This window comes from Natrinema sp. LJW11, from assembly GCF_056135975.1.
Genome location: NZ_JBWBDM010000008.1, coordinates 135,978 through 161,548, shown reverse-complemented (window position 1 = coordinate 161,548; position 25,571 = coordinate 135,978). Strand labels below are relative to the sequence as shown.

Genomic DNA, 25,571 nt, shown 5'->3' with positions numbered 1-25,571 from the left:
CGGTGTCAGCGTTCCTCGTCGCTACCGAGGACGAGAGCGACGGCGAACGGGTTCGGAAACGAGAGGGTCCATCCCCGGAGCGCGGCGACGAACGCCGCGCCCCGAGTGCCAGAATCGCAGGGTGTAACGCGAGCCGGTGGGTGGGCCCGCGTCAACGAGAATCGGTTGGCAGTGGTGGGGAAGGGTGCTGTGGTGGGGTTGCTGGAAGTCGCGGGTATAGGTGGTGGGTGCCATCGGTGGGGTCTGCCCGTCGACCTCCACTCGCCACTACTGGCGATTGCTACTTGAACGGGAGTGATGGTATACCACCCTTACGCCGAGTTCTCCCGAATTCAATGCGAATTTACACCGGCGAAACCCGCCTCGAGACGGTTTATACGGCGGCTGTAGCGAGGCGGAGTTCGCACGACGAAATTACCCGTCGATTCCCCCTCCGTAAGCGATTCGGCGGCGCGACTCGGAATCGGTCAGGAGTTCGATACGAAATCGATCGGGAGGACGGGGTGACGATGATCGCGGTCGGCGGGCACGGCGTTAGACGGTCTGGTGTACCGATGTACCGGCGCAACCGCAGGACGGTTCGCGGTTGCGCCGGAACTGACGGACAACGGTCCGTATCAGGCGACCAGTTCGTCGGCGACGATGCTCGCGTCCATCAGTTGCGGGTCGATCGCGAGATCGAGTTGGCCCCTAACGAACTCGGGGACGGAGTCGCGAGCGTAGACGACGGTTCGAAGCCCCTCGTTCAGGTCGCAGGCGATCGGGATCGTCGTCGCTTGCTCAGTGTCGGTCAGGACGTACAGATCGGCCGCGACGATACCGGCCTCCTCGAGGTGCGGACGGGAGATGACGCCGTTGAGTCGGGTGACGTCGACGCCCTCGCGCTCGAGCGCGTCGCCGATACCGTCGTCGTCGGGGCCGGCGACGATGGCGGTCGTAGGTTTGGTACTCATTCGTACTCGATTGTCGCGGGCGGCTTGTGGGTCACGTCGTAGACGACGCGAGCGACGTTATCGTTCTGCCCGGTGATCCGGGACTGGATGCGCTGGAGGGTCTCCCAGTCGATCTCCTGGGCCCGGGCGGTCATCCCGTCTCGCGAGTCGACCGAGCGCACGGAGACGACCCAGCCGTGAACTCTGTTGTCTCCCTTGACTCCCGTGGCCTTGCCGATGACGGCTGCGAGGGCTTGCCAGGGCTCGTACTCCTCGAGTTCCTCCTCGACGACGTGACACGAGTGACGGGCGACCTCGAGTTTCTCTTCGGTGACCTCGCCGATGACGCGCACGGCGAGTCCGGGACCGGGGAACGGCATCCGCTCGGCGACGATCTCGTCGAGGCCGAGGTGGCGGGCGACCTCGCGAACTTCGTCCTTGTAGAGGTCGCGGACCGGTTCGACGATGCCCTCGAAGTCGACGACCTCGGGGAGGCCGCCGACGTTGTGGTGGGACTTGATCCCGCCCTCGCTCTCGATGCGGTCGGGGTAGATCGTCCCCTGGACGAGGTAGTCGGCGTCGGTGTCCGTCGCCTCGCGCTCGAACTCCCGGATGAACTGCTCACCGATGACCTCGCGCTTTTCCTCGGGATCGGTGACGCCCGACAGGGCCTCGAGGAAGCGGTCTTTCGCGTCGACGATTCGCAGCGACTCCATGTAGTCGAACGTCTCGCGGAGCTGGTCGGTTTCACCCTTCCGCATCAGGCCGGTGTCGACGTAGACCGGTGTGAGTCGGTCGCCGATAGCCTCGTAGGCCAGCGCGGCGGCGACCGACGAGTCGACGCCGCCCGACAGGGCGATGACGGCGTTCGCATCGCCGATTTCGTCGCCGATCTCTGCAACTGCTTCTGGAACGAACGTCTCGGTGTCTACCATCAGTGGGTTACCTCGGTTTCGGCATCGGTGTCCGCGTCGTCGGGTTCGCTCTCCTCTTCGGCCGCATCGTCGGTCCGCTCGAGGACCGCCTCGACCAGTCCCAGAAACGGCGGGCTCGGCTGTCCGGGGCGGGACGTGTACTCGGGGTGGAACTGCGTCCCGACGAAGAACGGGTGGTCCTCGAGTTCGAGGATCTCCATCCGGTTGCCCGCGGTGCCCGAGAAGACCAGCGGTTCGTCCTCGAAGCGGTCGAAGTACTCGGGGTTGACCTCGTAGCGGTGGCGGTGCCGCTCGGAACAGGACGTGTCACCGTAGAGCTCGTAGGCCAGCGTCTGGGGTTCGATCACCGTCGTGTGCTCGCCCAGCCGCATCGTCCCGCCCATGTCCTCGACCTCGTATTGCTCGGGCAGAATGTCGATGACCGGATGGGGCGTGTCTTCTTCCATTTCGGCGGAGTGAGCGCCCTCGAGGCCCAGCACGTTCCGGGCGTACTCGACGACGGCCATCTGGAAGCCCAGACAGAGCCCGAGGAAGGGAACGCCGTTCTCGCGGGCGTACTGGACCGCGCGGATCTTCCCTTCGGAGCCCCGCATCCCGAACCCGCCGGGGACGATGACCCCGTCCATCCCCTCGAGTTGGCCGTCGTGGCCCTCGCTCAGTTCGTCGGCCGCGACCCAGTGGACGGTCACGTCGCTGCCGACCTCGAAGCCGGCGTGTTTCAGCGACTCGTGGATCGACATGTACGCGTCCTCGAGGTCGTACTTGCCGACCAGCGCGATATCGATCTCGCCCTCCTTCTCGGTGGTGACGATCTCGCGCCAGTCGTTAGTTCGCTCCTCGGGTGGCAGCGCCTCGTCGGCGAGGCCGAAGCGCTCGAGGACGTACTGGTCGAGCCCCTCGTCTTCGACCATCAGCGGGACGTGATAGACGTCCTCGACGTCGGGGTTCGAGAACACCGCCTCGGTGGGGATGTCGCAGAACAGCGCGATCTTCTCCTTGGTCTCCGGGTCGAGTCGGTCCTCGCAGCGGCCGACGATCACGTCGGGCTGGAGGCCGATCGAACGGACCTCCTTGACCGAGTGCTGGGTCGGCTTGGTCTTTTGCTCGCCGTTTTTCGAGTACGGCACGAGCGTGACGTGGGTGAAGAGGACGTTCTCCTCGGGTTCCTCGTGGGCGAACTGGCGTAAGGCCTCGAGGTAGGGCATCCCCTCGATGTCCCCGACGGTGCCGCCGACTTCGATGATGCAGACGTCGGTGCCTTCGGCGGCCTCCCGAATGCGCCGCTTGATGTCGTCGGTGATGTGGGGGATGATCTGGACCGTCTTGCCCAGGTAGTCGCCGGCGCGCTCCTTCTCGATGACGTGCTGGTAGGTCTTGCCCGTCGTGATGTTGTGGTCCGAGGTCATGTCGATGTCGAGGAACCGCTCGTAGTTCCCGAGATCGAGGTCGACCTCGCCGCCGTCCTCGAGGACGTAGACCTCCCCGTGCTGGTAGGGGTTCATCGTCCCCGCGTCGACGTTCAGGTACGGATCGATCTTGACCGCGGTGACGTCGAACCCGGCGTTTTTGAGGAGCCGGCCGGTGCTCGCGGCCGTAATCCCCTTGCCGAGCCCCGACATGACGCCGCCGGTGACGAAGATGAACTTGTTCCCCAGCGAGGGGTCATAATGAGTGTCCGATTCCGTCGGCATACCGAGTGTGCGCGCGACCGCTTGAAAACGATTTCGGGACCACACCGCCACCGACAGAGGTTGTCACCCCTTGGCCGGTGCGGTCGCCGCGCGATGCATCCGCCTCGAGTCCGCCTTCATCCCCGCGTTTGTCCGAAACGGGACGGCAGCGGGAAAATACGCTGCTTAGGGCTCGTCGTCCATGGACGCCTTCCCGTGGGGTTCGTCCTCCTTCGAAACCTTTCCCTCGGCCGGGTCCTCGACTTCCAGATCCTGCACTTCGACGATCTCGGCCTGCGGGATGTTCTCGATGCCACCGCCCATGCGCAACTGGATCGTCTGCCCGGGGAGGTCGGGATCGTCTTCCTCGGTCGGTTGCTTCGGGACGGAGACGGCGGTGACTCCATCGATCGTGAGCGAGCGGCGCTGGATCGGATCGCCCTCGTGTTCGACGGTATCCCACGTTTCGACGTCGAGATCCTCCATCTCTTCGCCGAAGTAGTCCTCCGCATCCGGGTTAACCGTGTCTTCGGTCTGGGACTCACCGGTCGTCCTGTTATCGTCGAACTGCACTTCCTCGTGTTTGTACTGACGAAGCTGTACGAGCATAGCGAACTCCACCACGAGCAGTGTGTTAATGCTTACAGGGCACCTGGCACGCTCCCCGTCTCGAGCCGACACCGAGTGTCTGAAGAGCAACACGACCGCGGTTATTTCATACGCCGAGACCGAAATCGCGAACACCGTGGCATCTCACGAGCGACACGCCTTCGTCGATGTCGGCGAACCCGATATCGGTTTTCAGGCCGGCTTCGGCTTCTACGTCGGGATCGTCCCACAAGGCCGGCCTCGTCGTCGACCGATCGTTCTGGAAGGGGCTCGTCCCGTGGGAGACGATCCTGAATCGGTCTACGAGGAACTCGAGCGCGCTCGCGGCCGGGCCGAACGTCGCGACTCGAGGACTGTCGAGGCCGCAAACTGAGACGCGACTCCCCTCGGTCGTCACCGAGAAGTACCCCTGCTTCGTGACGGGTTCGTATGAGCGAGCTCCGCGTTACCGTCGACGACCGTACCCTCGAGGCCGAGTGGACCGACGACGCACCCGAAACGAGGGCCGCGCTCGAGGACGCGCTCCCCGTCGCGGGCGAGGCGACGCGCTGGGGCGACGAACTCTATTTCGATCTCGAACTGGATGTGTCGCCGGAAAGCGCACGGGAAGCGGTGCCCGAGGGTGCGATTGCCTACTGGCCAGCGGGCGGGAAGCTGTGTCTGTTCTGGGGCCCGACCCCGGCCAGCGACGACGACGAGCCCCGCGCCGCCGCGCCCGTAACCGTCGTCGGGCGGGTTACTGATACGGGGCTGCTCACGGACCTCGAGGGCGGGGCACGGGTTCGGCTCGAGGCGCTGAACGACTGACGACATGTCGGCACCAGAAGAGCAGCGAAGCGCGGTTCGAACAGTCACAGTCGTCTTCTCATACGGACACGCGGGATCGTAAGCAGAGAGAACCGTTCTGCTATCGTGGCAACAGTGAATCGCCACGCCCTCCCCAGCCGATTCGCTCACTCACTGTGTTCGCTCACTCATCCCTCGCACAGTGTCGTCAGCTGGCCTCGCTAGCACTCAGCCAGCCGACAGCGCGCGCCACCGCAGCGGATCGAAGAATCGAGAGCGAGAACGCTATCTCTCGAGCCGACTCACTTGCCCCAGAACGGGTCCCGGCTGCGCTGCTTGTCGAGGTACATGTTCAGCGCCTCGAGTTCGTCGCCGGGGATATCGCTCGCGAGTTCCTGCTCTAAGATCTTCGCGTGTTTTTCCGGGATCTCGATCCAGAGTTCGTCGTCCTCCTCGATCTGGCGACCGACGGTGGGACCGTCGATGGCGACGGAGACGCGATTGCCCGCGCGGGCTTCGTCGACGTCCTCGCCTTGCTCCTGGATCCCTTTGACCTGGCCGACGCGGTCGGCCTCGTTGCCCTCGAACTTGACGACGTTCGCGTTGTTCTGGACCGTTCCGGAGTTCACCTCGACGCCGACGACCGCGGGGTCGTTCTGGCGGAAGGTGTGGTCCGGGAGGATCCGGAATCGGGCGGGGCGCGTGATGTTGTCGAGGATGGTGTCCTGCTGGGCCTTCTCGATCCCCTCGACGTACTCCTCGTACTCCTCGATGAGCTGGTAGATGACCTCGTCCGTGAAGATTTCGACGTCCTCGATCTCCGCGCGGTCCTCGGCGTCGTCGAGCACGTCGACGTTGAAGCCGAGGATGGCCTTCTGTTTCCCGTCCTCGGCCGTCGAGGCGACCGAGACATCCCGCGGCGCGACGTCGCCGACCTCCGCGCGGACGATCGGCACCTCCGCGTCGCCTAAGGCGTCGGCCATCGCCTCGAGGCTGCCGAGCGTGTCGGCTTTGACGACGACGCCTTCTTCGGCGGTGTCGACGGCGATGTCCGCGAGTTCGGCCTGGACTTCGGCGACGACTTCCTCGAGGTCGCGATCGCGGACGACCCGGACCGGCGCGCCGGCCATCGCGTCCGCGAGTTCGGGCGCGGCGACTTTGATCCCGGACGCGGCCGAGACCTCGTCGACTTTCTCGAACCGGCTCTCGGTTCGGATCTCGGCCAGCGGCCGCGGCTGGAGCAGCGCGCGCACCTCGGTGACGATCGGCTCGTTCTGGCCGCCGACGACGATCGTGTCGTCCGACCGGATCGTCCCGTCGTACAGCACCGTGTCGACCGTCGTCCCGAACCCTTTCTCCTCTTTGACCTCGAGGACGGTGCCGACGCCGGGGCCGGCGACGTCGATCTCCATCTCCTCTTTCATGTAGCGCTGGGAGAGGCCCATCATGACGGTCAGGAGGTCCGGAACGCCCTCGCCGGTCATCGCCGAGACGGGGACGACGCCGACGTTGCGCTGGAAGTTCTGGACCCGCCAGTAGAGGTCGGCCGAAAAGCCCTCGTCCGAGAGGTTCCCGATGATCTCGTAGAGGCTCTCGTCGAGGCGCTGGCGCACCCGCTCGGACTGGGACTCGTAGGTGTCGTTGATCGGCGAGTCCTCGTTGGGGTTCCAGCCGGGAACCGTGTCGATCTTGTTCGCCGCGACGATGAACGGCGTTTCGGAGCGCTTGAGGATATCGAGGGCCTCGAGCGTCTGGGGCTGGAAGCCGTCGTTGACGTCGACGACGAGGATGGCGATATCGGCCAGCGCGCCGCCGCGGGATCGCAGCGTGGTAAAGGAGTGGTGACCCGGCGTGTCGATGAAGAGGAGGCCGGGGAGGTCGAAGTCGTCCGGGTCGACGAGTTCGCCCGCGATCGTGGAGATGATGTCCAGCGGGACGGCGGTCGCGCCGATGTGCTGGGTGATCGCGCCTGCTTCGCCCTCGATGACCGCGGAGCCGCGGATCTTATCGAGGAGACTTGTCTTGCCGTGATCGACGTGTCCGAGGACGGCGACGATCGGCGTTCTGAGGGATGTGGGGTCGCGTGTATCCGTGTCCGACATGGTGAACCACCCGAGGAAGGTCTTGTCTAAATCGTCCGTATCGCCGCAGTTAAACCCATCGTCATCGGCGTTCCGGTGATCAGGGCTGCGATCGCAGCCTGTCCGACGACCGCGGACCGGTTCGACGGGTGGGTCAGGCCCCACCGTTCGCGTGCTCGCCCGTGCTCGAACGGGCCAGATCGCGTTCGAGCGGATCCGCTCGCGTCCGAACGGGTTCGATCGGGCGGGCGTTCCCTGTCTGCCCGGCGTCAGACGCCGAACCGCGTTCACCCCGTGGTTTTTAATACCGATTAGTAAGTACGGGTATGCATGAGCGATATACTCGCTGAAAACCTCTCGGGGAAGTCCGTCATGGGTTCCGACGGCACCGAGCTCGGATTGCTCTACAACATCACGATGGATCTCAAATCGGGGAAACTCAACGATCTCGTTATCGAGCCGGACGAGGAACTGTCCCGGCGCGCCGTCGATTTCGATCTCGACGACGCCGGCCACTTCCTCGTTCCCGTCAACCGCGTCCAAGCGGTAAAAGACTACATCGTCGTCCAGCGCTAACGGTATGTACGTTCTCGACTCCTCGGCTTTTATCCACGACTTCCACACGACAGAACAGACTGCAACTATCCCGCTCGTCCGCGAGGAACTGGAAGACGAGAGCGCCTATCGCTACGACGCGATGGAGGGATCGGGCATGCACATCCACATTCCCAACGACGACACCACCGAAAAGGTCGAGCGCGCGGCCCGGGAGTCCGGCGACCTCGAGGTCCTCTCCGACACCGACGTTCGCCTGGTCGCGGCGAGTTTCGAACTCGACGCCGTCCTCGTGACCGACGATTACGCGATGCAAAACGTCGCGGAGAAACTCAACGTCGACGTCGAAGTGATCGCCCGCGAGGGGATCGACGAACAGCGCCAGTGGCGCTACCAGTGTCAGGGCTGCGGTCGCGAGTTCGACGAAGAGAAAGAGCGGTGCCCGATCTGCGGGTCGGAACTGGCCAGAAAGAACCCCTCGTAGCGGGACGGGGCGCTGGACGCAGTTTAGCCGTAGAGGGAGTAGAGGTTCGCGAACAGCACGGCGTTATAGAGCCCGTGGACCAGCGCGGGGATCACGAGGTTCTCGGTTCGCTCGTAGATCGTCCCCAGGACGAGCGAGAGCCCGAAGACGGTGCCGAGACTGGCGATGACCGCGCCGAGACCGGCGGTGGCGTACGCGGAGACGTGGACGGCCGCGAAGATGACGCTCCCCGTGACGACGGCACCGGCCCGCGAGAACGTGTCGTAAAGCGATTTCTGGATGACGTTCCGGTACAGCAACTCCTCGAAGGGACCGATGATCAGGATCGCGATCGGGATCATCACGAGCATCAGTTCGGGACGCTCCTGGGCTTGCTGGGTCGTCGCGTGATCCGAGCCCTCGACGCCGACCGCCTGCATGACGAGATCGATCGCGAAGACGGCCCCGAAGAGGACGATCAGTCCGGCGACGGTCCAGCCGACCTCCCGCGCCGTGGGCAATCGGAGATCCAGAAAGGAGCGGTCGCGATCGGTCAGTCGGAGATAACCCACCACGATGATCGCCGTTCCCAGCGCCATGCCGAGATTGCCGACGACCTGACTGACCACGAGGAGTTCGGTCTCCGAGAGCGACTCGACGAAGGGGATGACCGGAATCACGAGTACGGGCGTCGTGACTTCGGGGGCGAAGAGACCCGCGAACCCGACGCCGGTAAGAACGGCCAGTTGCTGCGTCCGGCGTTTGAATCCGACGAGTCCGATGCCGAGGGACTCCGCGACGCCCACGCCGGCGGTCAGTCCAGCAGTGACGAAAGCGACGAAAACGAGCGGGATCGACAGCGAGACCGACGGCAGCGATGTCGATGCCGTAATCCCCTGGTTCAGGGCGTAGCCGGCGAGCAAGACGACCGCGACGCTCGAGACGGCGGCGATCGGCCCGGCGATCGTTCGCTCGATGCCGCCGTGGCGACGGACGAAAAACGCGAGGACGGCGACGAGGGCGAACCCCACTCCCGCCCAGACGGCGGGGTCGTCGATGCCCTGGCGGACGGGAACGAGCATGGCGACCATCGTAATCCCCGCGAGGGCCGTCCCGATCCCGGGAATCACGTCTGAGGCGATCGGGCCGGCGTCGTCGGCCCGTGCAGTCTCGGTCATACGTAGGTGTTCGTGCGAGGGCTGATAGGCGCACCGCAAACGGACGATGTGACGGGGAAGCTTTGGTCGCACTCCGCAACGGCACTGTGTCTACTCCCCCTCCGATTAGTATCGGAGAGCAACGTGTCACTCCTGACCGACCAGCCGGCTGCGGTGGCGCGCGCTTGCAGCCGACCGAACGAGAGTGAGGGCGGCTGACGACATTGCGCGAGGGATGAGCGAGCGCCGTTAGGCGTGAGCGAATCGGCTGGGGAGGGCGTGGCGATCCCCTGGTGTCACAATAGCAGGACGCTTCGTCTCCAATAATCCCATCAAAACCACCGTTTCAGTCACTACGAGGAGTGAGCGATGATTCACGCTGAAGGACTCGAGAACAGAATTTCAACGAGATGACTTTCAACGGCGCGACGAGGACGTGAACCAACGGTCGGCTACCGTTCGATCCGAAGCTCCGTTTTCTCCGCGACCGCCTCGGCCTCCGCGAAGTCGCCGCCGCCCAGCAGCCCGCGGGTCGCCTTCTTCGCCCACTCGACGGCCGGCTGCTCGAACGTGTTCACGCCGTAGAGTTCGCCCGCGAGCACGCAGGCGGCTTCCATGCCGTACAGCAACCCGCCGAGTTCGTACTCGTCGACGCGCTCGAGTTCGACGCGGACGTTCGGCCGGCCCGCGGCGGCGAGACTGGCCTCGGTGGCTTCGAACTCGGCCTCGAGCAGGTCGCCGAGCGTCGAGTCACCGAGATACGCCAACTCCTCGACGTCGGTGTCCGGGATCGGACGATCCGCGCTCTCCCGCGTAGTGACGAAGGTGACCAGCTTGTCCCGCGGACCCGCGCGGTAGAGCTGGAGTTGCGAGTGCTGGTCCGTCACCCCGAGCGCGCGCACGGGCGTCTGGCCGAGATCGTCCTTCCCGAGGCTCTCGGCCCACAGCTGTGCGAACCACTCCGCGGATGTCTCGAGGGACTCCGCGTAGGGCATGATCGCGTTGACCCCGGCACCGCGCCCGTCCAGCGCGTAGGTCGTCGCGCCGTAGGCGTAGGCCGGACAGTCGAAGAGCGACCCCGTCAGCGTCTCTCGCTCGGCGGCCGCGCCCGCGAGCAGCGCCTCGAGGTCGTGACCGCAGACCGCAGCGGCGACCAAGCCGACCGCCGACAGCGCGGAGAAGCGACCGGGGACGCCGTCGGGCACCTTCAGCGACGGCAGGTCGTGGCGGTTCGCGAGATCGCGAAGCGGCCCGGACTCGCCGGTGGTGACGATCGTCCGCTCGGTCCAGTCGACGCCCGCCGACTCGAAGGTTTCGCGGACGACGAGGAAGTTCGCCAGCGTCTCCGCCGTCGTCCCCGACCGCGAGACCACGTTGATCGCGGTGTTCTCGAGGGGGAGTCCCTCGAGGCGGCTCGAGATCCACTCGGGGTCGACGTTATCCAGAAAGACGGTTTCCGTCTCTGATTTGAGGGAGTTCGTGATCGTCGCCGCACCCAACGAGCTGCCGCCGATGCCGACGGTGAGCAGCGCCTCGGCGTCGGCGACGGGCTCGACCGCCGCCCGAATCTCGTCCGGGTCGGTCCGTTCGGGGAGGTTCAGCGCCTCGTAGCCGTGTTCCTCGTTCGCCATCCCGCGCTCGATGCGCTCGTGGGCGGCCGCCACCTGCTCGTCCAGGCGCTCGAGGGACTCCCTCGAGACGCCCGGCGACGCGACGGACGCGAGCGCGTTACCGATGTCGACGTTCATACGCGAGGAGGCGACCGCCGAGCCTAAAGTCGTTCCGTGATCGGTTCAGCCGCTCCGTGATCGGTTCGGCGGCGACGCTGTCGCCGAGCGCGCCGATCTGACCACGCGCCGCGGCGGACACCCACCACGTGTGTAGGGATCGGCCTTACGCGTCCGCATCTCGTAGTCGGTAGCGAGCACCATGACCAGCCACACGCCGAACGAGCCGATCGACATCCTGCTCGTCGAGGACAATCCGGGTGACGTTCGTCTGACCAGAGAAGCGTTCAAAACGGTCGACAGCGACATCGAATTCCACACCGTCACCGACGGGAAGGAGGCGACGACGTACTTCGACGTCTGCGAGACGGACACCGCGAGTACGGACCCCGATCTCGTCCTCCTGGATCTGAACCTCCCGCGGGTAGACGGGCTCACGATCCTGGAAACGCTCGAGAACGAACTGGACTACCCGCCGCCGCCGATCCTCGTCCTCTCGAGTTCGGAGGCGGAAGCGGACATCGTCGACAGCTACGATCGGGCCGCGAACGCGTACCTCACGAAGCCCGATAGTCCCGGCGAGTTCGACACGCTAGCGCAAGCGATCGAGGACTTCTGGATCGACTCGGCGCGGCATCCCCCCGCGCCGTCGTAGATCGGCGCTGGCGGGCACCGGACCCGGCCGATCGGTGTACGAAGGCGCCGCTCGAGCGATAGCCGAGCGGAAGGTTCTCTCCGGTGCGCTCCGGTGGCTCGCGGTCGGAAGCCGAAACCCCGAAACCGACGGTTCGCGTAGAGTCGACCATGAGCGAAAAGACGGGCACGTTCGTCGTCACGCACGCCGAAGACGAATCGGCGGTCGTTCGCGACGTCGACACCGCACAGGTCCACACCCTCGCGTCGAACCCCGGCCTCGAGCGCCACGACGTCCTCGAGGCCACCGTCGCACCGGAGCCGCCGCTGGACGTCGCCTGGGAGGTGATCGACGTCGAAGACCGACGCTCGATCGACCTGGTCGACAGCGACCTCGAGCCGACCCGACACGAAAAGGAGCTCGCGGCCGACGGCGAGGTCGGCGACCTCGTTCAGGAGGAGCGCGCCGGGACGGGCGAAATCCACGTGTTCCGCGTGCCCGAGGGGGAGGTCGAACCCGCAGCGCAGGACGTTCTCGCGGACGAAGAGACGATCTCGCGGGCGGCCCGGCTCGAGGCGGTCCGCGTGGAAGTTCGCCGCTCGGCCGACGACGGCGTGGTGAGCGTGCGATATCTGCCGGACTGATCGGTGGCGTCCGACGAAAGAGCCACTCGTCACTTGCTGCGTCCGACGAAGAGTTACTCAGACGGACTACGCTCCGTCAGTTTCGGCGCACCCGAGACCCGCCAGACGGGCGGGCCGGTACGTCGGTATAGCAGACCGTATCAGCACTGGCGACTTGCCCCGGTCCCGTGCTCGAGTCGACGCCTGGGGGCCGCGAGAGAGCGCTGGAATTGAGAAGGCTTACTTCGGGAGGGTACAAGTGGTCCGGTATATGGCGTATTTCGACGTACCGGAGATAGAGTATACCCGGTACAGCAACCGTCAGCTCGCGGCGGTTCCGCTCGCGGTCCTCGCGGTTGCACTGCTCGTCCTCAGCGGATCGTTTCTCGTGTACGGCACGCCGGTCCCGCTCGGGATGGACTTCGCCGGCGGGACGGAACTGACCGTCCAGACGACGACGCCGGCCGACGAGATTCCGTCGGCGTTCGACGAACAGCCGGAATCGGTGACCGGAACCGGGAGCGAAAACCAGTATATCGTGCAGTTCTCCTCGACCGACTCGCAGGCGCTGGGCGATCAGGCCGAGGCGGGACTCGATTCGGACGGCGACAGTGAGATCGTTCAGGCGGTCTCCTCGACGTCGGCGAGTTTCGGCCAACAGAGCCAGCAGACGGCCATGCTGGGGGTCGCCATCGCGTTCGTCGGGATGAGCGCCATCGTCTTCTTGCTCTTCCGGACGTTCGTCCCGTCGATCGCGGTCGTCCTCTCGGCGTTTTCCGACCTCGTGATCCCGCTGGCGTTCATGCGCCTGGCCGGGATCCCACTCTCGCTCGGGACGGTCGCCGGCCTGCTGATGTTGATCGGGTACTCGGTCGACTCGGATATCCTCTTGAACAACCACGTTCTGCGCCGTAGCGGAGGCTTCTACGAGAGCACGCACCGCGCGATGCGGACCGGCGTCACGATGACGATCACGTCGATGGCCGCGATGCTCGTCATGGCCATCTCCGCGTACATCTTCGGCATCGGCCTCCTGGCATCGATCGGCATCATCCTCTTCGTCGGCCTCGGGGCCGACCTGATGAACACCTACATGTTGAACCTGAGTCTGCTTCGCTGGTACAAGTTCGAGGGGATCCGCTCATGAACCCGATCGCTGCCGCCAAGTCCAACTGGCGGCTCCTCTTGCTCGTCCTGTTCGTCGCCTTCGCCGTCGTCGCCCTCTTCATCCCCGGCGGCATCGTGGCGGACAGCAGCTACGCCGAGAGCACCGTCGATAACGGCCCCACAAATCTCGAGTTCGGACTCGGCCTCGAGGGCGGGACCCGGATCAGGGTCCCGGTCACCGGGATGACCGCCGAAAACATCGCGCCCGACATGGCCGAGGGAGGCATCGACCGCCAAGAGCAACAGCGACTCGACGAGATCGAGTCGACGATGACCGACGAACTCGGCCTCGAGCCGGCGGACACCAGCGTCGACGTCCAAGACGACGGGACCGTCACCGCGGAGGTGTTCACCGACAACGTGACGCAAGCGGAGTTCGCCGCGGCGCTGCAGTCGGCGAACGTCGACGCCTCGGAGGACGACATCCGCGACGGCGTCACCCAGAAGACTCGCGACGACATGATCCAGACGATCCAGACGAAGGTCAACGCCGCGGGGCTGTCCGGTGGTTCTGCCTACGAGCAGACGACGCCGGGCGGCGAGCACTACATCGTCGTCGAGGTCCCGAACATGGACGCGAGCGAACTCCGCCAACTGCTCTCCGAGCGCGGGGTCGTCGAGGTGGTCGCATACTATCCCGACGATAGCGGGAACCAGTCGAGGCAACCGGTGCTGTCCGACGACGACATCGCCGACGTCGACCCGCCCCAGCAGCAGACGGATAGTCAGGGGCGAGAAACGTCGGGATACGTGGTCCCGGTGGAAGTCAGAGCTGAGACCGCACCCCAATTCCAGCAGCAGATGAACGACCTCGGCTTCACCGATCAGAACGAAGGAGTCGGGCGGTGCGGCCTCCGTGGCGACGACGGGACCATCAACTTCGACCAGGAGGGGGACCAGTACTGTCTCCTGACCGTCGTCGACGGAGAGGTCATCGATGCACACAGCATGGGGCCGGGCCTGGCCGAGTCGATGCGAAACGGCAACTGGGAGAACAACCCGACTTTCCAGATGGGCGCACCGAGTCAGCAAGACGCCCAGTCGCTCTCGGTCAACCTCCGAGCCGGTAGCCTGCGTGCGCCGCTGGACTTCGAAAACGATCAGGTCTACTCGATCGAGCCGGCCCACGCCACTCAGTTCAAAGAGTTCTCGCTGCTGATCGGGCTGCTCTCGGTGATCACCGTCAGCGGCGTCGTCTACACTCGATACACGGACACGCGGGTCGCGCTCCCGATGATCGTGACGGCGGTCGCGGAGGTGGTAATCTTGCTCGGATTCGCCGCGCTGATACGCATGCCGCTGGATCTCTCCCACGTCGCCGGGTTCATCGCCGTCGTGGGGACAGGGGTCGACGACCTCGTGATCATCGCCGACGAGGTGATGGACGAGGGTGACGTCAGCTCGGAGCGAGTCTTCCAGTCGCGATTCCGCAAAGCCTTCTGGGTCATCGGAGCCGCCGCGGCGACGACGGTCGTCGCCCTCTCGCCGCTCGCCGTGTTGAGCCTCGGCGACCTCCGCGGCTTCGCGATCATCACCATCCTCGGCGTGTTCATCGGGGTCCTCATCACCCGTCCCGCCTACGGTGACATCCTGCGACGCCTGCTCACGGATCGGTAGGCGTCTCGAGCCCTCACTACTCGGACGGCGTTTTGCGGTCGTTTCTCCGATCGGAAGAGAGCGCTAGCGTTCCCGACACCGCGGACACCAGTCGACGGTATCGCCGTCACCGTGGGCAGCGGCGAAATCGTACGAGACAGGATTGTTACAGGTAGTACAGTTCGGCATCACGATCACCAGAGCTACGCAGCAGTGCAACGAACAAGAACGACCAGCCTGCAGCTGCAGCCGCGCTCGAGGGCCGCAGTATCGTCCATATAGCAGCAGTTCGAAACGGGCGGTGAGCTGAGTTGAGGCGTGTTCTCGAGGGCGCCAACAGCACCTTGTAGCGATCGTCGGTGGAATTCGCCTCGAGAGCGGCGCTCGAGCAAGTAAATCGCGTCAGAAACGGTGAAACCGAACAAGCCTAGGCCGGGATTTGAACCCGGGCTCTCGTCCTTACCAAGGACGCGCTTTACCGCTAAGCTACCCAGGCACGCATCTGTTCGTTGACCGGAGTCGTCTTTATGGGTTTCGATTCGAGCGGGCCGTGCGGCGGGTTATCGCAGCCCCATCCCGCGATTGCGTTCGTCCGTCAGGGATCCGTCGCGGACGTCGCTCGATCGGTCGTGGGATCCTCGAGCGACAGCTCTCGAGCCCGCGTTTGGAGGTCGGTGAGACACTCCGCGGCCGGGGGAAACGAGGTTCCGACGCCGGCGGCGAACTCCGCGACGACGGCGTGCAGTCGGGGTGAGGGGGGTTCACCGACGGCGACGGCGCCGGTGCGGACGGCCAGTTCGAGCACGTCTCGCTCGAGGTTCGCATCGATCGATTCGGGATCGCCGCCGTCGGTGCCGACGGCGGTGCCGGCGCTGGATTCGGCTCCGGACTCGAGATCGTCGCGGCGGGTCTGGTCGCGACCGAACGACTGCACCGTTCGGACGGCTTTGTCGGCGGCGTCGGTACGCGCCAACAGGTAGAAGCCGCGGGCGACGAGGATGTCGGCTGCGAGGATCCCGAGATCGGCGTCGCTGGCGTCGGCGTCGGTCGCCGTCCAGGGTTCGTCGTGAGCGAGCGAACGCGTCAGTCGCAGTCCCTCGTAGATGAGTTGGACGCCGGCCGCGTGGGTCGTGATGCGAGTGGGCTCGCGGTCGGGGCCGGCGGCTCGCGTTCGGCGTTGGTCGGGTTCGGACTCGCCGTCGCAACACGGCTCGTCCGCGTCCTCATCCTCGAGAAGCCCCTCAGTGCGCATCGCCGCGGCGCTCTCGAGGGTGAGAACCGCGGGGACCATCGACGCTCGATCGAGGATAGAGTCGAGATACTCGTGCAGCCGTGGTGGTTCGACGTCCGCGACGGCCTCGAGGGCGGCACGCCGACAGCTGTCGGCCGTTTCCATTAGCGAGGGGTTACGAGGGCGGAGCCAAAGACCTTTGGAAACGCCCGGTCGACTGCTGCCATGCTCGACGTTGACACGAACGGATCGGTTCGCACCGTTACGATCGACCGCCCCGAGGCGCGCAACGCATTCTCCGCGGGCGGCCTCGAGGCCCTCGAGACGGCGATCGACGACGCCGACGAGCCGGTGATCTACCTCCGCGGTCGCGGTCCGGCCTTCTCCGCGGGAGCCGATCTGAACGAGGGCGCCGCACTCGAGGGGGACCGCGACCGCGCGGCCGACTTTGCCCGCCTGGGCCAGCGCGTCGCGCGAACGATCGAAGACGCTCCCGCAGTCGTCGTCGCCGGGATCGACGGGCCCGCACGCGGGGGCGGGCTCGAACTCGCGCTGGCCTGTGACGTTCGCGTGGGCACGCCCGAGTCGACCTACGGCGAACCGGGGGTCAGCTTCGGTCTGTTCGGTGCCTGGGGCGGGACCGTCAGGTTACCCCGAGTGCTGGGCGAGGGCGACGCGCTCGAGTTCGCGCTCTCCGGCCGCTCGATCGACGCCGAGGAAGCCCTGCGAATGGGGCTTATCTCGCGCGTCGAGGACGATCCCCGGTCGGTCGCCGAGGAGATCGCGGAAAACGCCGGCGACGCGCTGGCCGCGTTGAAACGCCGGATCCGAGACGACGGCGAGCGCGCGACGCAAGAGCGACGTGAGGCCCGGGCCTTCGGCGACCTCGTCGCCGCTCACGCCGACGATATCGACGCGTTGCTCGAGTAGGCGGCGTGACTCGAGCGGCGGAAGGCGGTTGACCAGAAGTGATTTATTCGCTTACACGAAGTGGACTGGTATGCCCGGACCGGTGTTTCTGGAGGGCGCCCGCGTCACGCTGCGCCCGATCGAGGAGGAGGATCTCGACTTTCTGCAAACGCAGATCAACGACCCGCGAATCTGGCGATCGATCGGGCGATCCAGACCGGTCACTCGCGAACAGGAGCGGGAGTTCTTCGAGAACCAGGTCTGTGGCGAGGACACTGTAGACCTGCTGATCGTCGCCGATTCGACGCCGGTCGGAACGATCGGTCTCTTCGAGATCGACTGGGAATCCCAGGCGGCCGAGATCGGATACTGGCTCGCTCCCGAGCACCACGAACGGGGCTACGGCACCGAGGCGGTGGAGCGCGTCGTCCGGTACGCCTTCGACCAGCTCGGTCTCCACCGGATCGCCGCCCGCGTGTTCGAGTTCAACGAGCCGTCGCGACGGCTGCTCGAGTCCGTCGGCTTCACGCAGGAGGGCGTCCACCGCGACGCCGAATTCGTCGACGGCGAGTATCACGACGTGTACTGGTACGGATTACTCGAGGACGAGCGGTCCGTGGAACGCGATTGAGGGGAGCGCACTCGCTCACTCGAGGGGTTCCGGGGCCGGCGGCGCGTTGCGCTTGTGTTCGCTGCGCTCGTACATGCCGCGGACTCGTTCGACCGTTTCCTCGTCGACCTCGAGCAGCCGGGCGGTCGCGGCGACGGAGAGCGGACCGTCGATATGGGTCGCGAGGACGTCGTCGAGCGTCTCGTAGCTGATCCCGAGCTCGTCCTCGTCGGTCTGGTCGGCCCACAGCTCCGCGGTGGCGGTCTTCGCGGCCAGTTCCTCGGGGACGCCGACGTGACGAGCGAGCTGGCGGACCTGTCCCTTGTAGAGGTTCCCGATCGGGTGGCAGTCGACGGCCCCGTCGCCGTACTTGGTGAAGTAGCCTACCGCGGCCTCGCTGCGGTTCCCGGTCCCCAAGACCAGCCGACTCTCGTGGTTGGCGACGAGATAGTTCATGACCGCCCGGACGCGGGCGCGAGCGTTGCCCACGGCTTCGCGGTCGCCCTCGGCTTCGGGGTAGGTGGCCAGGATCGCGTCGACGATCGGTTCGATCTCGATCACGTCGTAGCCGATCTCGAGGTCCCGTGCGACCAACTCGGCGTCGCTCATGTTCCCCTCGCTGCTGACGGTCGCCGGCAGGACGAGTCCGTGGACGTTCTCGGCCCCGAGCGCCTCGACGGCGAGATAGCCGGTCAGCGTGCTGTCGATCCCCCCGGAGAGGCCGAGGACGGCGCCGTCGGCTCCCGCGGCGTCGACCCGCTCGCGAATGAACGCCGTGATGTGGTCGCGTTGCCGTTCCAGTTCCCCGTCCGAAAAGCGAAGGTCGATCATGCGGGCTCCTATGCCGGCCGCGACCTAATAGGCTGCCCTCTCCGGGAAAAAGTGCCCGAACGGTCGATTTCGACGGAGCGGCACGACTCGAGACAAAATCCGTCACGGCGACCGAACGAGAGGTCCGGGTGCGAGAATTGAACTGCGCGTCTCAGCCGGACGGGCTGAAGGATGGCCACTACCCCAACCCGGACACGTCGCGTCTTTCGACATCACTCGCTACCACGGCGGACACGTAATACGTACTGATAGTCCGCAGCGATTGCAACTCGAGGACGGGTTTTTGTCGTCGGGGGCATACGGGCCGATTCGAGAGCGCTACGTTCAAGTGCGACCGGAAGGTACCCTTTGGTGACGCAGCGCGCCGATGGGATGATGGACGAAGCCCATCGCATTGGGACGCCCAAGCGGATGCAATGCGCCGGTGGTGAGCAGTTCCTCTGGAACTGCGATCCTCGGCGCGCAAGCGAACGAAGTGAGCGCAGTGCGCCGGTGGTCCAGTGGTAGGACTCGAGCTTCCCAAGCTCGCGGCCCGGGTTCAATTCCCGGCCGGCGCATTCCTCGAGCGATCGACGATCCGATAGTGTCCGCTGCGCTGACCGCGAGTATGAGAGTCGCGTCTGTTCGTGAACAGCCCCGCGTACACGCCAGTCTGCGGTGGCTCCGTGGACACGGTCTCCAGACGGATTTTGCAGCCGCAATGACAGCAAAAACGATTTCAGAAGCCGGCTTACTCGTGGATGCCCATCGCTTCGATCTGCTCCTGATATCGGTTCCGGATCGTCACTTCGGTCACCTGCGCGACGTCGGACACCTCGCGTTGGGTCTTCTTCTCGTTACACAGCAGTGACGCGGCGTAGATCGCGGCGGCGGCGTAGCCCGTGGGCGATTTGCCCGACAGCAGCCCCTTCTCGGTCGTCGTATCGATGATCTCGTTGGCTTTCACCTGTACCTCTTCGGAGAGTTCGAGTTCCGAGCAAAAGCGCGGGACGTACTTCTTGGGGTTGACCGGCTCCATCTCGAGGCCGAGTTCCTGGGCGACGTACCGATAGGTGCGGCCGATCTCCTTGCGCTCGACCCGGGAGACGGCGGCGACTTCCTCGAGCGAGCGCGGGATGCCCTCCATGCGGCAGGCGGCGTAGAGGGTGCTGGTCGCGACGCCCTCGATCGAGCGCCCGCGGATGAGGTCCTCGTCGAGCGCGCGCCGGTACATGACGCAGGCGACCTCGCGGACCGAGCGGGGAATCCCCAGCGAAGAGGCCATCCGATCGGTCTCCGAGAGCGCGAACTGGAGGTTGCGCTCGCCGGCGTCTTTGGTACGAATTCGTTCCTGCCACTTGCGCAGGCGGCGCATCTGGTTGCGCTTGTCCGAAGAAATCGAGCGGCCGTAGGCGTCCTGATTCTTCCAGTCGATCGAGGTCGTCAACCCCTTGTCGTGCATCGTCTGGGTCGTCGGCGCGCCGACGCGGGACTTGTTCTGCCGTTCCGAGTGGTTGAACGCGCGCCACTCCGGTCCGTGATCGATGTTCGTTCCTTCGACGATCAGACCGCACTGGTCGCAGACGAGTTCCCCCTGATCCTCGCTCTTGACGAGTGTACCCCCGTTACACTCGTCACACACCCGCTCACGCTCCGGTTCCTGTTCTTTTTCTGTCGTTTCAGGTTCTCGTTCGCGTTGGCGGGGTGGGCTAGCCATTTCGTGTAGATAACGATGTTGCAACGACTTAAGGACTCGCCACCATAGAGTCAGCCACGAAGGGGGTCGATCAGGGACCGTTTCGGCGGTAAATCGATATTACGTGGCGTTTCAGCGGCGGTTTCGGCTTGGAATGATTCGTTTCCGAAAGGCGAGGGCGGTTACAGGTAGCCGAACAGCGTTCCGACCAGTACCAGCAGCCACATCGCGGTGCCGACCAGCAGCATGTCGTTGAACTTCGAGTCGCGAGCCGCGCGTTTGGCCGCGCCGCCGGCGATCAGGCCGAGCGCGACGACGACGAGCATGCGCTGGAGGACGACCTCGAGGGAGAGCGCGTCGACGCCGAGCATGCCGTAATCGAGCCAGACCGCGACCGCGAGCGAGCCCGCGGCGACGACGGCGGCGTCGAGTCGGCGTGTGAGTCCGCGTGCGATCAGATAGGTGGCCACCGGGATGCCGACGCTGATCACCGGGTAGAGTAACGCGGCGATCTGGTGGGGCGTGAGGAACTCGGCGCGGTGCTCGAGGAAGATGCCGCCCGCCCGGACGCCGAGGTACAGCGCGACGATGGCGACGACGAGGAGGAGGTGGCCGACCTCGACGCGGTCGTAGGCGGCGGCGATCCGCCGCCGGTCGACGTCGGTCAGGTGATCGTCGATGGCGTCGGGCGTCCGCTGGTGGACCCGTTCGGCGGACCGGCCGGCGTCGCTCGCAGCGTCGCCGTTGCGCCTGCCGGACCGGATACCGACCAGCGTGGGGATGACGAGCAATCCGGCGAGTTCGACCAGGGTAGCCCAGCCGTCTGCGTCGGAGGAGTTGCCGTTATCGAGGTAGATGCGGCTGACGTCGTCCTGAACGTCCACTTGCGGGTGAGCCATGAAGTTGGACTCGACCTTTCGCTGGGCGGACTGGGACCCGTGAACGCGGTGTTGCAACGTAAACCAGTCGAAGTGTTCGGAGTGCGTCTGCATGGCGACCCAGTCGTCGTCCTCGTTGGGGCTCTCGTAGAGCCGGATGTGATATCGCTGTCCGTAGTAATCGCCGTCCTCGAGCTGGAGCGTCTCGGTCGTCCAGTAGCCGCTCTCGTTCGAGCCGGGGTCGACGTAGGCGTAACGGACGCCGCCGTCGGCCTCACCCCAGTTGAGAGAGGGGATTCGTCCGCGTCGTTCCTCCGCCGGCGGTTCGTCTGCGGTCGTATTGTTGGCGGCCGAATCGTTCGTCGCGTTGACGGCCGAATCGTTCGTCGCATTGGCGGTCGAATCGTTCGGTACTGTCTCGTTCTCGGAGACGTTTTCATCACCGGTCAGCGCGTACGTGTCCGGCACCGCCGCTTCCTCGGATTCGTTGATTTCCGACCAGTCGCCGCCGCCAGATTCGGTCAGTATTCGTTCGATATCGTCGACGTCACCGCGGACGACCACGTTGATCGGACTTCGCTTCTGGAACCCCTCTCGCGGACTGAGATACTCCCAGAATCCGCTCTCGGAGTCATCGAACGAGACGACGTCGGGAGTCGGCTTCTTCGGGGCTGGATCCTCGGCCGTAAACTGGCCGGTCGACAGCGACAGCAACATCGAGGGGCCGCCGACGAGCACGAAGGCGAGGACGAGTAATACGGCCGCGATCACGAGGGATCGGCGCATTTCGTGGGTACTAGCCACGGAACCCATATCAAACCGTATGTAATCGATCCGATGGGGTTCTGGGGAAGCGACCGTTCCAGTCGAATCAGCGGTGCTCGGCAGCCACGGCGGACCGCACACGGGACGCCGCGTCCGGAGCTGATACCTGCGTAGGAGAGCGGATCCCCGCGTCGGAAACCGTAGCAGTCGAATTGCAACCCGTGATCAGTCGTCGACGGCGGGACCAACGGTGGTAACGGGGACGGGAGCCTCGCGGACGACGCGCTGTGAGACGCTCCCGACGACGTTCTGTTCGTACTCGTCGCCGCTGGTTCCCATCACGATCAGATCGACGTCGGTGGCCGCGGCGTAGTCGACGATGCACTCAGCCGGATTGCCCGTATCGACCGCCGTCTCCGTCTCGACGTCGCTCGCCGCGGCCCGCGTCACGGCGTCGTCGATCGCCTCGCGGGCCGTCGCCTCGAGGTCGTCGCGGACGTTCGCGACGCGCTCGTCGTCGAGGACGAGAAAGGCGCGGTCGTCGACGATCGAGAGGACGTGTAGGGTCGCGTTTCTCGTGGCCGCGACGTCGATCGCGTGCGCCGCAACGGTCGCCGCGTGGTCGCTGCCGTCGGTGGGGAACAGAATCGTCTCGTACATCGATCTCTGCGCTACCCTCTCGCGCGGACGGAAAAAGGGGTTTCCCTCCCTCCTCGATGGCGAGAACGATCGGGCTAGACGCCGGGGATACCGAGCACGTCGGGGGTGACGAAACCGACTACCGCGAACAGGTAGACGATTCCGACCGCGACGATCCAGGCGACGAAGCCGATCGCGACGGCGGAACCCCAGCCGCCTGGGTAGCGCCAGTTGATGACGCCGACCCAGACGATCAATAGCAACAGGATACCCAGGAGGGGGACCCAGCCGACGAAGAAGCTCGTGACGGCCCACGCGACCGCGCCGATCAGCGCCGTCACCGCCGCGTTCACGAAGCTCGCGTCCCGGTCTAACACCAGCCGTGCGCCCGCGAGGATACCGATCGTTCCCACGAGCAGGCTCAGCACGAAGATCAGGATTGAGTCCGCGGCAGCCATGTTAGGGTTTCCAGCTGAGTTCGATCTCGACCGTCTCACGATTCCCTCGGAGCATCGACGATCGTTCGACCACTTCGACCGAGAGGTCGATGTTCTGTGGTGGGTCGAGCGACACGTTCTTGTTCCCGACGGGGACGGTGACCTCCTCGTCGCCCCGCTCGAACTCCGCTGCGAGGTCTTTGAAGTACGCGGCGAGCTCCTCCCGCGGCAGTGTTTCGTCGGCGGTCGTCCGTTGCGCCATGCGCCAATATGGCGGTCGTGCCCGCAAAAGTATGGGCAGCGAACGGCGTCCTAATTCGCTGTTACCGGCTCGGTCGCCGCTGTAACGGGTTACTGATAGCGCTGCGACAACCCGGCACCGATAGCACCGCGGGAAACCGGCACCGAATCGGCCGCTAAAACAGGTTCGCCTGCTGATAGACCGAGATCCCCTCGCTCGTAATCTCGTACGGCTTCTTCTCCCGGGAATGATTCGCATCTCGGATCTTCTGAATCTCGATCGCCAGCCGCGTCTCGCGGAAATCGTCCGGGCGGATGTACTGCAGGACGAAGACGGCGTCCGTGAGATACTCGACGATCCCGTACCGCGAGGCGTAGGCGGTCTCCGAGGACGCCTCGCTGGTCAACAGCGCGGTGACTCCCGCCCCTTTCAAACTTCGAGCGAAATCGTAGATTTCGTTGCGGCGTTTCGCCCGATCTTCGTACATCATCTCGAGGAGGGAGACCGAATCCAGGACGAGCCGCGAGGCGCCGAACTCCTCGACGAGCGCGGGGAGTTCGTTGCGGATCGATGCCAGGCTGTTAGCCATCTCGATGGGATCGACGTCGACGACGGCGAGTTGGCCGTCGGCGACGTACTCGTCGAAGGCGTACCCCTTCTCGGTCGCGCTGTTGATGACCCGATCGCGGCTCTCCTCCAACGTGATGAAGACGGCCCGTTCGTCCCGCTCGAGGGCGTGGTTGACAAACTGGAGCCCGAAGGTCGTCTTGCCGGTCCCGGCACCGCCCATCGCGACGAGGAGCGAGCGCTCGGGGACGCCGCCCTGAATCATTTGATCGAGCCCCTCGATACCGAGGTCGATTCGGGGGAGTTCCGAATCGAGTTCCTCGTCGAAGTCCGGTTCGTCGCTTCCCAGGACGAAGTCAAGGTCGTCGAATCCCTCGAGATCGGCCGCCGCGTCGTCGCCGACGGCAGCCGGCGCCGACGCCTCGATGTCCTGTAACGCCGAGCCGAAGTCCTCCTCGAACAGGGAGTCGCCGTCCGTCGCGTCGTCCGGATCCGGCGTTCGGTTCCGGGTCGAATCGTCGTCGGTGGGGCTCCGCAGCCCGTCCGCGACGGAGGGGGCGTCGCCCTGCGAGCCGCGCTGGTCGTCTTTCGGCCACGCTCGGTCACCGTCGCCCGATGCGAGCGACTCGTTTCCGCCGTCGCCGTCGGCCCCCTCGGTGTCGCCGACCCGATCGGCTTCGTCGTCCTCGAGTTCGGCGGCGTCGGACTCCGACTCGGATTCGTCGTCGTCCTCGAGTGCCCGGTCGAACCAGTCGGTGGCGTCGTCACTCACGGCGACCACCTGCGGGCCGTCGCCGGATCCGGCAGGGGCGGCCGACGTGGATCGCAAACTGGTCGACCGGTGGGATCGACGGCGACGCGACGGGGGGTACTCGAGTAGACAGCTGCCATACTGGACACTGCGACGTGGTCGTCGCGGGCGTTCACGTGTCCGGAGTCGTTCCACCCCGATTAAACTTGTTGCCGTCGGCGGGACAAGCGTGGCTTTTTGACGACGGGGGGGCTAGCCGCGGACGATGGACGTCGACGTCGGAATCGTCGCCCAACGCGACAACGAGCGTGCACAGGAACTCGCCGCGAACCTCGTCGACGCCCTCGAGGGGACGGGCGCGACCGCCGTCGTCGACGAGGCGACCGGCGGGGCGGTCGCGGCGACCGCTGTTCCGGTCGACGCGATGACGAGTCGCGATCTCGTCGTGAGCATCGGCGGCGACGGAACGTTGCTGTTCGTCGCGCGCGAGGTCAGTCCCGCGCCGATCATCGGGGTCAACCTCGGCGAAGTCGGCTTTCTCAACGCCGTCGCCCCCGCCGACGCGCTCGCGGTCGTCACCGCGCTCGTCACCGAACTCGAGGAGACGGGCACCGTCGAGGGCCGCGAACTGGCGCGACTGCAGGCGACCGGCGCCGACGAGGACTGGACGCTCGAACCCGCGCTCAACGAGGTCGTCGTTCACGGCCCGCGACGGGGCCACGGCGGCGGGGCGACCGTCGAGATCGCCGTCGACGGCCAGCGCTACGCCGAGAGCCACGCGGACGGCGTCCTCGTGGCCACGCCGACGGGATCGACCGCCTACAACCTCAGCGAGGGCGGCCCGCTGGTTCACCCGTCGGCCGACGCGCTCGTCGTCGCGCAGATGGCCGCGACCGAATCGATGCCGCCGCTAGTCGTCGAACCGGGCACCGAAATAACGCTCACCGTCTCCGGACCCGAGACGGCCTACGCGATCAGCGACGGGCGCAACCGACGGCGACTCGAGCCGCCCGCGACGGTCTCCGTCTCGCTCGCGGACGAATCCGTCACGCTCGCCGGCCCGCAGGCGAACTTCTTCGACGGGCTCGACAAGCTCGAGTAG

The 25,571-nt window shown here is 65.6% G+C and carries 26 protein-coding genes and 2 tRNA genes; 12 read left to right on the top strand and 16 right to left on the bottom strand.

Annotated elements, in window-relative coordinates:
- Positions 1–617 precede the first annotated feature (617 nt).
- The 4 genes from AC0QDI_RS20080 to AC0QDI_RS20065 form a co-directional block, all read right to left on the bottom strand.
- Positions 618–953 carry a DUF7126 family protein gene (locus tag AC0QDI_RS20080; protein WP_474671188.1) on the bottom strand — a complete coding sequence of 112 codons (336 nt, stop codon included), beginning with the start codon at positions 951–953 and terminating at the stop codon, positions 618–620.
- On the bottom strand, positions 950–1,867 hold the full coding sequence (guaA, locus tag AC0QDI_RS20075; RefSeq protein ID WP_474671186.1) for a glutamine-hydrolyzing GMP synthase: 918 nt from the start codon (positions 1,865–1,867) through the stop codon (positions 950–952). The genes AC0QDI_RS20080 and guaA overlap by 4 nt, the downstream gene beginning before the upstream one ends.
- Positions 1,867–3,558, bottom strand: a complete 1,692-nt coding sequence (gene pyrG / locus AC0QDI_RS20070) for a glutamine hydrolyzing CTP synthase (RefSeq protein ID WP_474671184.1) — start codon at positions 3,556–3,558, stop codon at positions 1,867–1,869. The genes guaA and pyrG overlap by 1 nt, the downstream gene beginning before the upstream one ends.
- 165 nt (positions 3,559–3,723) lie before the next feature.
- Positions 3,724–4,146 (bottom strand): hypothetical protein, encoded by a 423-nt coding sequence (locus AC0QDI_RS20065; RefSeq protein ID WP_474671182.1) that lies wholly within the window; start codon positions 4,144–4,146, stop codon positions 3,724–3,726.
- Positions 4,147–4,282: 136 nt separating this feature from the next.
- Between AC0QDI_RS20065 and AC0QDI_RS20060 the strand changes: the two genes are divergently transcribed.
- Together AC0QDI_RS20060 and AC0QDI_RS20055 are read left to right on the top strand one after the other, a co-directional pair.
- Positions 4,283–4,519, top strand: coding sequence for a hypothetical protein (locus AC0QDI_RS20060; RefSeq protein WP_474671180.1), 237 nt, complete (start codon positions 4,283–4,285; stop codon positions 4,517–4,519).
- Between the two features lie 56 nt (positions 4,520–4,575).
- The gene (locus tag AC0QDI_RS20055) at positions 4,576–4,953 is read left to right on the top strand and encodes a cyclophilin-like fold protein (RefSeq protein ID WP_474671178.1); all 378 of its coding nucleotides are present in this window, start codon (positions 4,576–4,578) and stop codon (positions 4,951–4,953) included.
- A 281-nt stretch (positions 4,954–5,234) separates the two neighbouring features.
- On the opposite strand, the gene infB is transcribed toward AC0QDI_RS20055, so the two are convergent.
- Positions 5,235–7,034, bottom strand: coding sequence for a translation initiation factor IF-2 (gene infB / locus AC0QDI_RS20050; RefSeq protein WP_474671176.1), 1,800 nt, complete (start codon positions 7,032–7,034; stop codon positions 5,235–5,237).
- Positions 7,035–7,343: 309 nt separating this feature from the next.
- Between infB and AC0QDI_RS20045 the strand changes: the two genes are divergently transcribed.
- Both AC0QDI_RS20045 and AC0QDI_RS20040 read left to right on the top strand, forming a co-directional pair.
- Positions 7,344–7,589: a PRC-barrel domain-containing protein gene (locus tag AC0QDI_RS20045; RefSeq protein ID WP_098724692.1), complete on the top strand. Its 246-nt coding sequence runs from the start codon at positions 7,344–7,346 to the stop codon at positions 7,587–7,589.
- 4 nt (positions 7,590–7,593) lie between these two features.
- The gene (locus AC0QDI_RS20040; protein WP_474671174.1) at positions 7,594–8,052 is read left to right on the top strand and encodes an NOB1 family endonuclease; all 459 of its coding nucleotides are present in this window, start codon (positions 7,594–7,596) and stop codon (positions 8,050–8,052) included.
- A gap of 23 nt (positions 8,053–8,075) precedes the next feature.
- Here the strand turns inward: AC0QDI_RS20040 and AC0QDI_RS20035 are convergent, their stop codons facing one another.
- Together AC0QDI_RS20035 and AC0QDI_RS20030 are read right to left on the bottom strand one after the other, a co-directional pair.
- Positions 8,076–9,209: a lysostaphin resistance A-like protein gene (locus AC0QDI_RS20035; protein WP_474671172.1), complete on the bottom strand. Its 1,134-nt coding sequence runs from the start codon at positions 9,207–9,209 to the stop codon at positions 8,076–8,078.
- Between the two features lie 431 nt (positions 9,210–9,640).
- A complete protein-coding gene (locus AC0QDI_RS20030) occupies positions 9,641–10,936 on the bottom strand; it encodes a glucose-6-phosphate isomerase (RefSeq protein WP_474671170.1) in 1,296 nt (431 codons plus the stop codon).
- A 181-nt stretch (positions 10,937–11,117) separates the two neighbouring features.
- On the opposite strand from AC0QDI_RS20030, the gene AC0QDI_RS20025 reads away from it, so the two are divergent.
- From AC0QDI_RS20025 to AC0QDI_RS20010, 4 genes are all read left to right on the top strand, one after another.
- The gene (locus AC0QDI_RS20025; protein ID WP_474671168.1) at positions 11,118–11,570 is read left to right on the top strand and encodes a response regulator; all 453 of its coding nucleotides are present in this window, start codon (positions 11,118–11,120) and stop codon (positions 11,568–11,570) included.
- A gap of 149 nt (positions 11,571–11,719) precedes the next feature.
- Positions 11,720–12,193: a DUF5812 family protein gene (locus AC0QDI_RS20020; protein ID WP_474671166.1), complete on the top strand. Its 474-nt coding sequence runs from the start codon at positions 11,720–11,722 to the stop codon at positions 12,191–12,193.
- Positions 12,194–12,443: 250 nt separating this feature from the next.
- Positions 12,444–13,319, top strand: coding sequence for a protein translocase subunit SecF (gene secF, locus AC0QDI_RS20015; protein WP_474671164.1), 876 nt, complete (start codon positions 12,444–12,446; stop codon positions 13,317–13,319).
- Positions 13,316–14,956 (top strand): preprotein translocase subunit SecD, encoded by a 1,641-nt coding sequence (locus tag AC0QDI_RS20010; RefSeq protein WP_474671162.1) that lies wholly within the window; start codon positions 13,316–13,318, stop codon positions 14,954–14,956. Before secF ends, AC0QDI_RS20010 begins: the two co-directional genes overlap by 4 nt.
- Before the next feature lie 403 nt (positions 14,957–15,359).
- Here AC0QDI_RS20010 and AC0QDI_RS20005 read toward each other — a convergent pair.
- A tRNA-Thr gene (locus tag AC0QDI_RS20005) sits at positions 15,360–15,431 on the bottom strand.
- A gap of 99 nt (positions 15,432–15,530) precedes the next feature.
- Entirely contained in the window at positions 15,531–16,331 is an 801-nt protein-coding gene (locus tag AC0QDI_RS20000) for a DUF7114 family protein (protein WP_474671160.1), read from the bottom strand.
- A 60-nt stretch (positions 16,332–16,391) separates the two neighbouring features.
- On the opposite strand from AC0QDI_RS20000, the gene AC0QDI_RS19995 reads away from it, so the two are divergent.
- Together AC0QDI_RS19995 and AC0QDI_RS19990 are read left to right on the top strand one after the other, a co-directional pair.
- Positions 16,392–17,096, top strand: coding sequence for an enoyl-CoA hydratase/isomerase family protein (locus tag AC0QDI_RS19995; RefSeq protein WP_474671158.1), 705 nt, complete (start codon positions 16,392–16,394; stop codon positions 17,094–17,096).
- A 70-nt stretch (positions 17,097–17,166) separates the two neighbouring features.
- Positions 17,167–17,706: a GNAT family N-acetyltransferase gene (locus AC0QDI_RS19990; protein ID WP_474671156.1), complete on the top strand. Its 540-nt coding sequence runs from the start codon at positions 17,167–17,169 to the stop codon at positions 17,704–17,706.
- Positions 17,707–17,721: 15 nt separating this feature from the next.
- On the opposite strand, the gene AC0QDI_RS19985 is transcribed toward AC0QDI_RS19990, so the two are convergent.
- Complete coding sequence (locus AC0QDI_RS19985) at positions 17,722–18,516, bottom strand: NAD+ synthase (RefSeq protein ID WP_474671154.1); 795 nt, start codon at positions 18,514–18,516, stop codon at positions 17,722–17,724.
- A gap of 486 nt (positions 18,517–19,002) precedes the next feature.
- On the opposite strand from AC0QDI_RS19985, the gene AC0QDI_RS19980 reads away from it, so the two are divergent.
- Positions 19,003–19,073 (top strand) — tRNA-Gly (locus AC0QDI_RS19980).
- A gap of 173 nt (positions 19,074–19,246) precedes the next feature.
- On the opposite strand, the gene AC0QDI_RS19975 is transcribed toward AC0QDI_RS19980, so the two are convergent.
- The 6 genes from AC0QDI_RS19975 to AC0QDI_RS19950 all read right to left on the bottom strand — a co-directional run bounded on the left by AC0QDI_RS19975 (position 19,247) and on the right by AC0QDI_RS19950 (position 24,499).
- A complete protein-coding gene (locus AC0QDI_RS19975; RefSeq protein ID WP_098724717.1) occupies positions 19,247–20,212 on the bottom strand; it encodes a transcription initiation factor IIB in 966 nt (321 codons plus the stop codon).
- A 161-nt stretch (positions 20,213–20,373) separates the two neighbouring features.
- Positions 20,374–21,855: a hypothetical protein gene (locus AC0QDI_RS19970; protein ID WP_474671152.1), complete on the bottom strand. Its 1,482-nt coding sequence runs from the start codon at positions 21,853–21,855 to the stop codon at positions 20,374–20,376.
- A 204-nt stretch (positions 21,856–22,059) separates the two neighbouring features.
- Positions 22,060–22,494: a universal stress protein gene (locus AC0QDI_RS19965; RefSeq protein WP_474671150.1), complete on the bottom strand. Its 435-nt coding sequence runs from the start codon at positions 22,492–22,494 to the stop codon at positions 22,060–22,062.
- A 74-nt stretch (positions 22,495–22,568) separates the two neighbouring features.
- Positions 22,569–22,931: a hypothetical protein gene (locus tag AC0QDI_RS19960; protein ID WP_474671148.1), complete on the bottom strand. Its 363-nt coding sequence runs from the start codon at positions 22,929–22,931 to the stop codon at positions 22,569–22,571.
- A 1-nt stretch (position 22,932) separates the two neighbouring features.
- Positions 22,933–23,172 (bottom strand): amphi-Trp domain-containing protein, encoded by a 240-nt coding sequence (locus AC0QDI_RS19955; protein WP_474671146.1) that lies wholly within the window; start codon positions 23,170–23,172, stop codon positions 22,933–22,935.
- A 154-nt stretch (positions 23,173–23,326) separates the two neighbouring features.
- Positions 23,327–24,499: a KaiC domain-containing protein gene (locus AC0QDI_RS19950; RefSeq protein WP_474671410.1), complete on the bottom strand. Its 1,173-nt coding sequence runs from the start codon at positions 24,497–24,499 to the stop codon at positions 23,327–23,329.
- Positions 24,500–24,734: 235 nt separating this feature from the next.
- Between AC0QDI_RS19950 and AC0QDI_RS19945 the strand changes: the two genes are divergently transcribed.
- Positions 24,735–25,571 (top strand): NAD(+)/NADH kinase, encoded by an 837-nt coding sequence (locus tag AC0QDI_RS19945; protein ID WP_474671144.1) that lies wholly within the window; start codon positions 24,735–24,737, stop codon positions 25,569–25,571.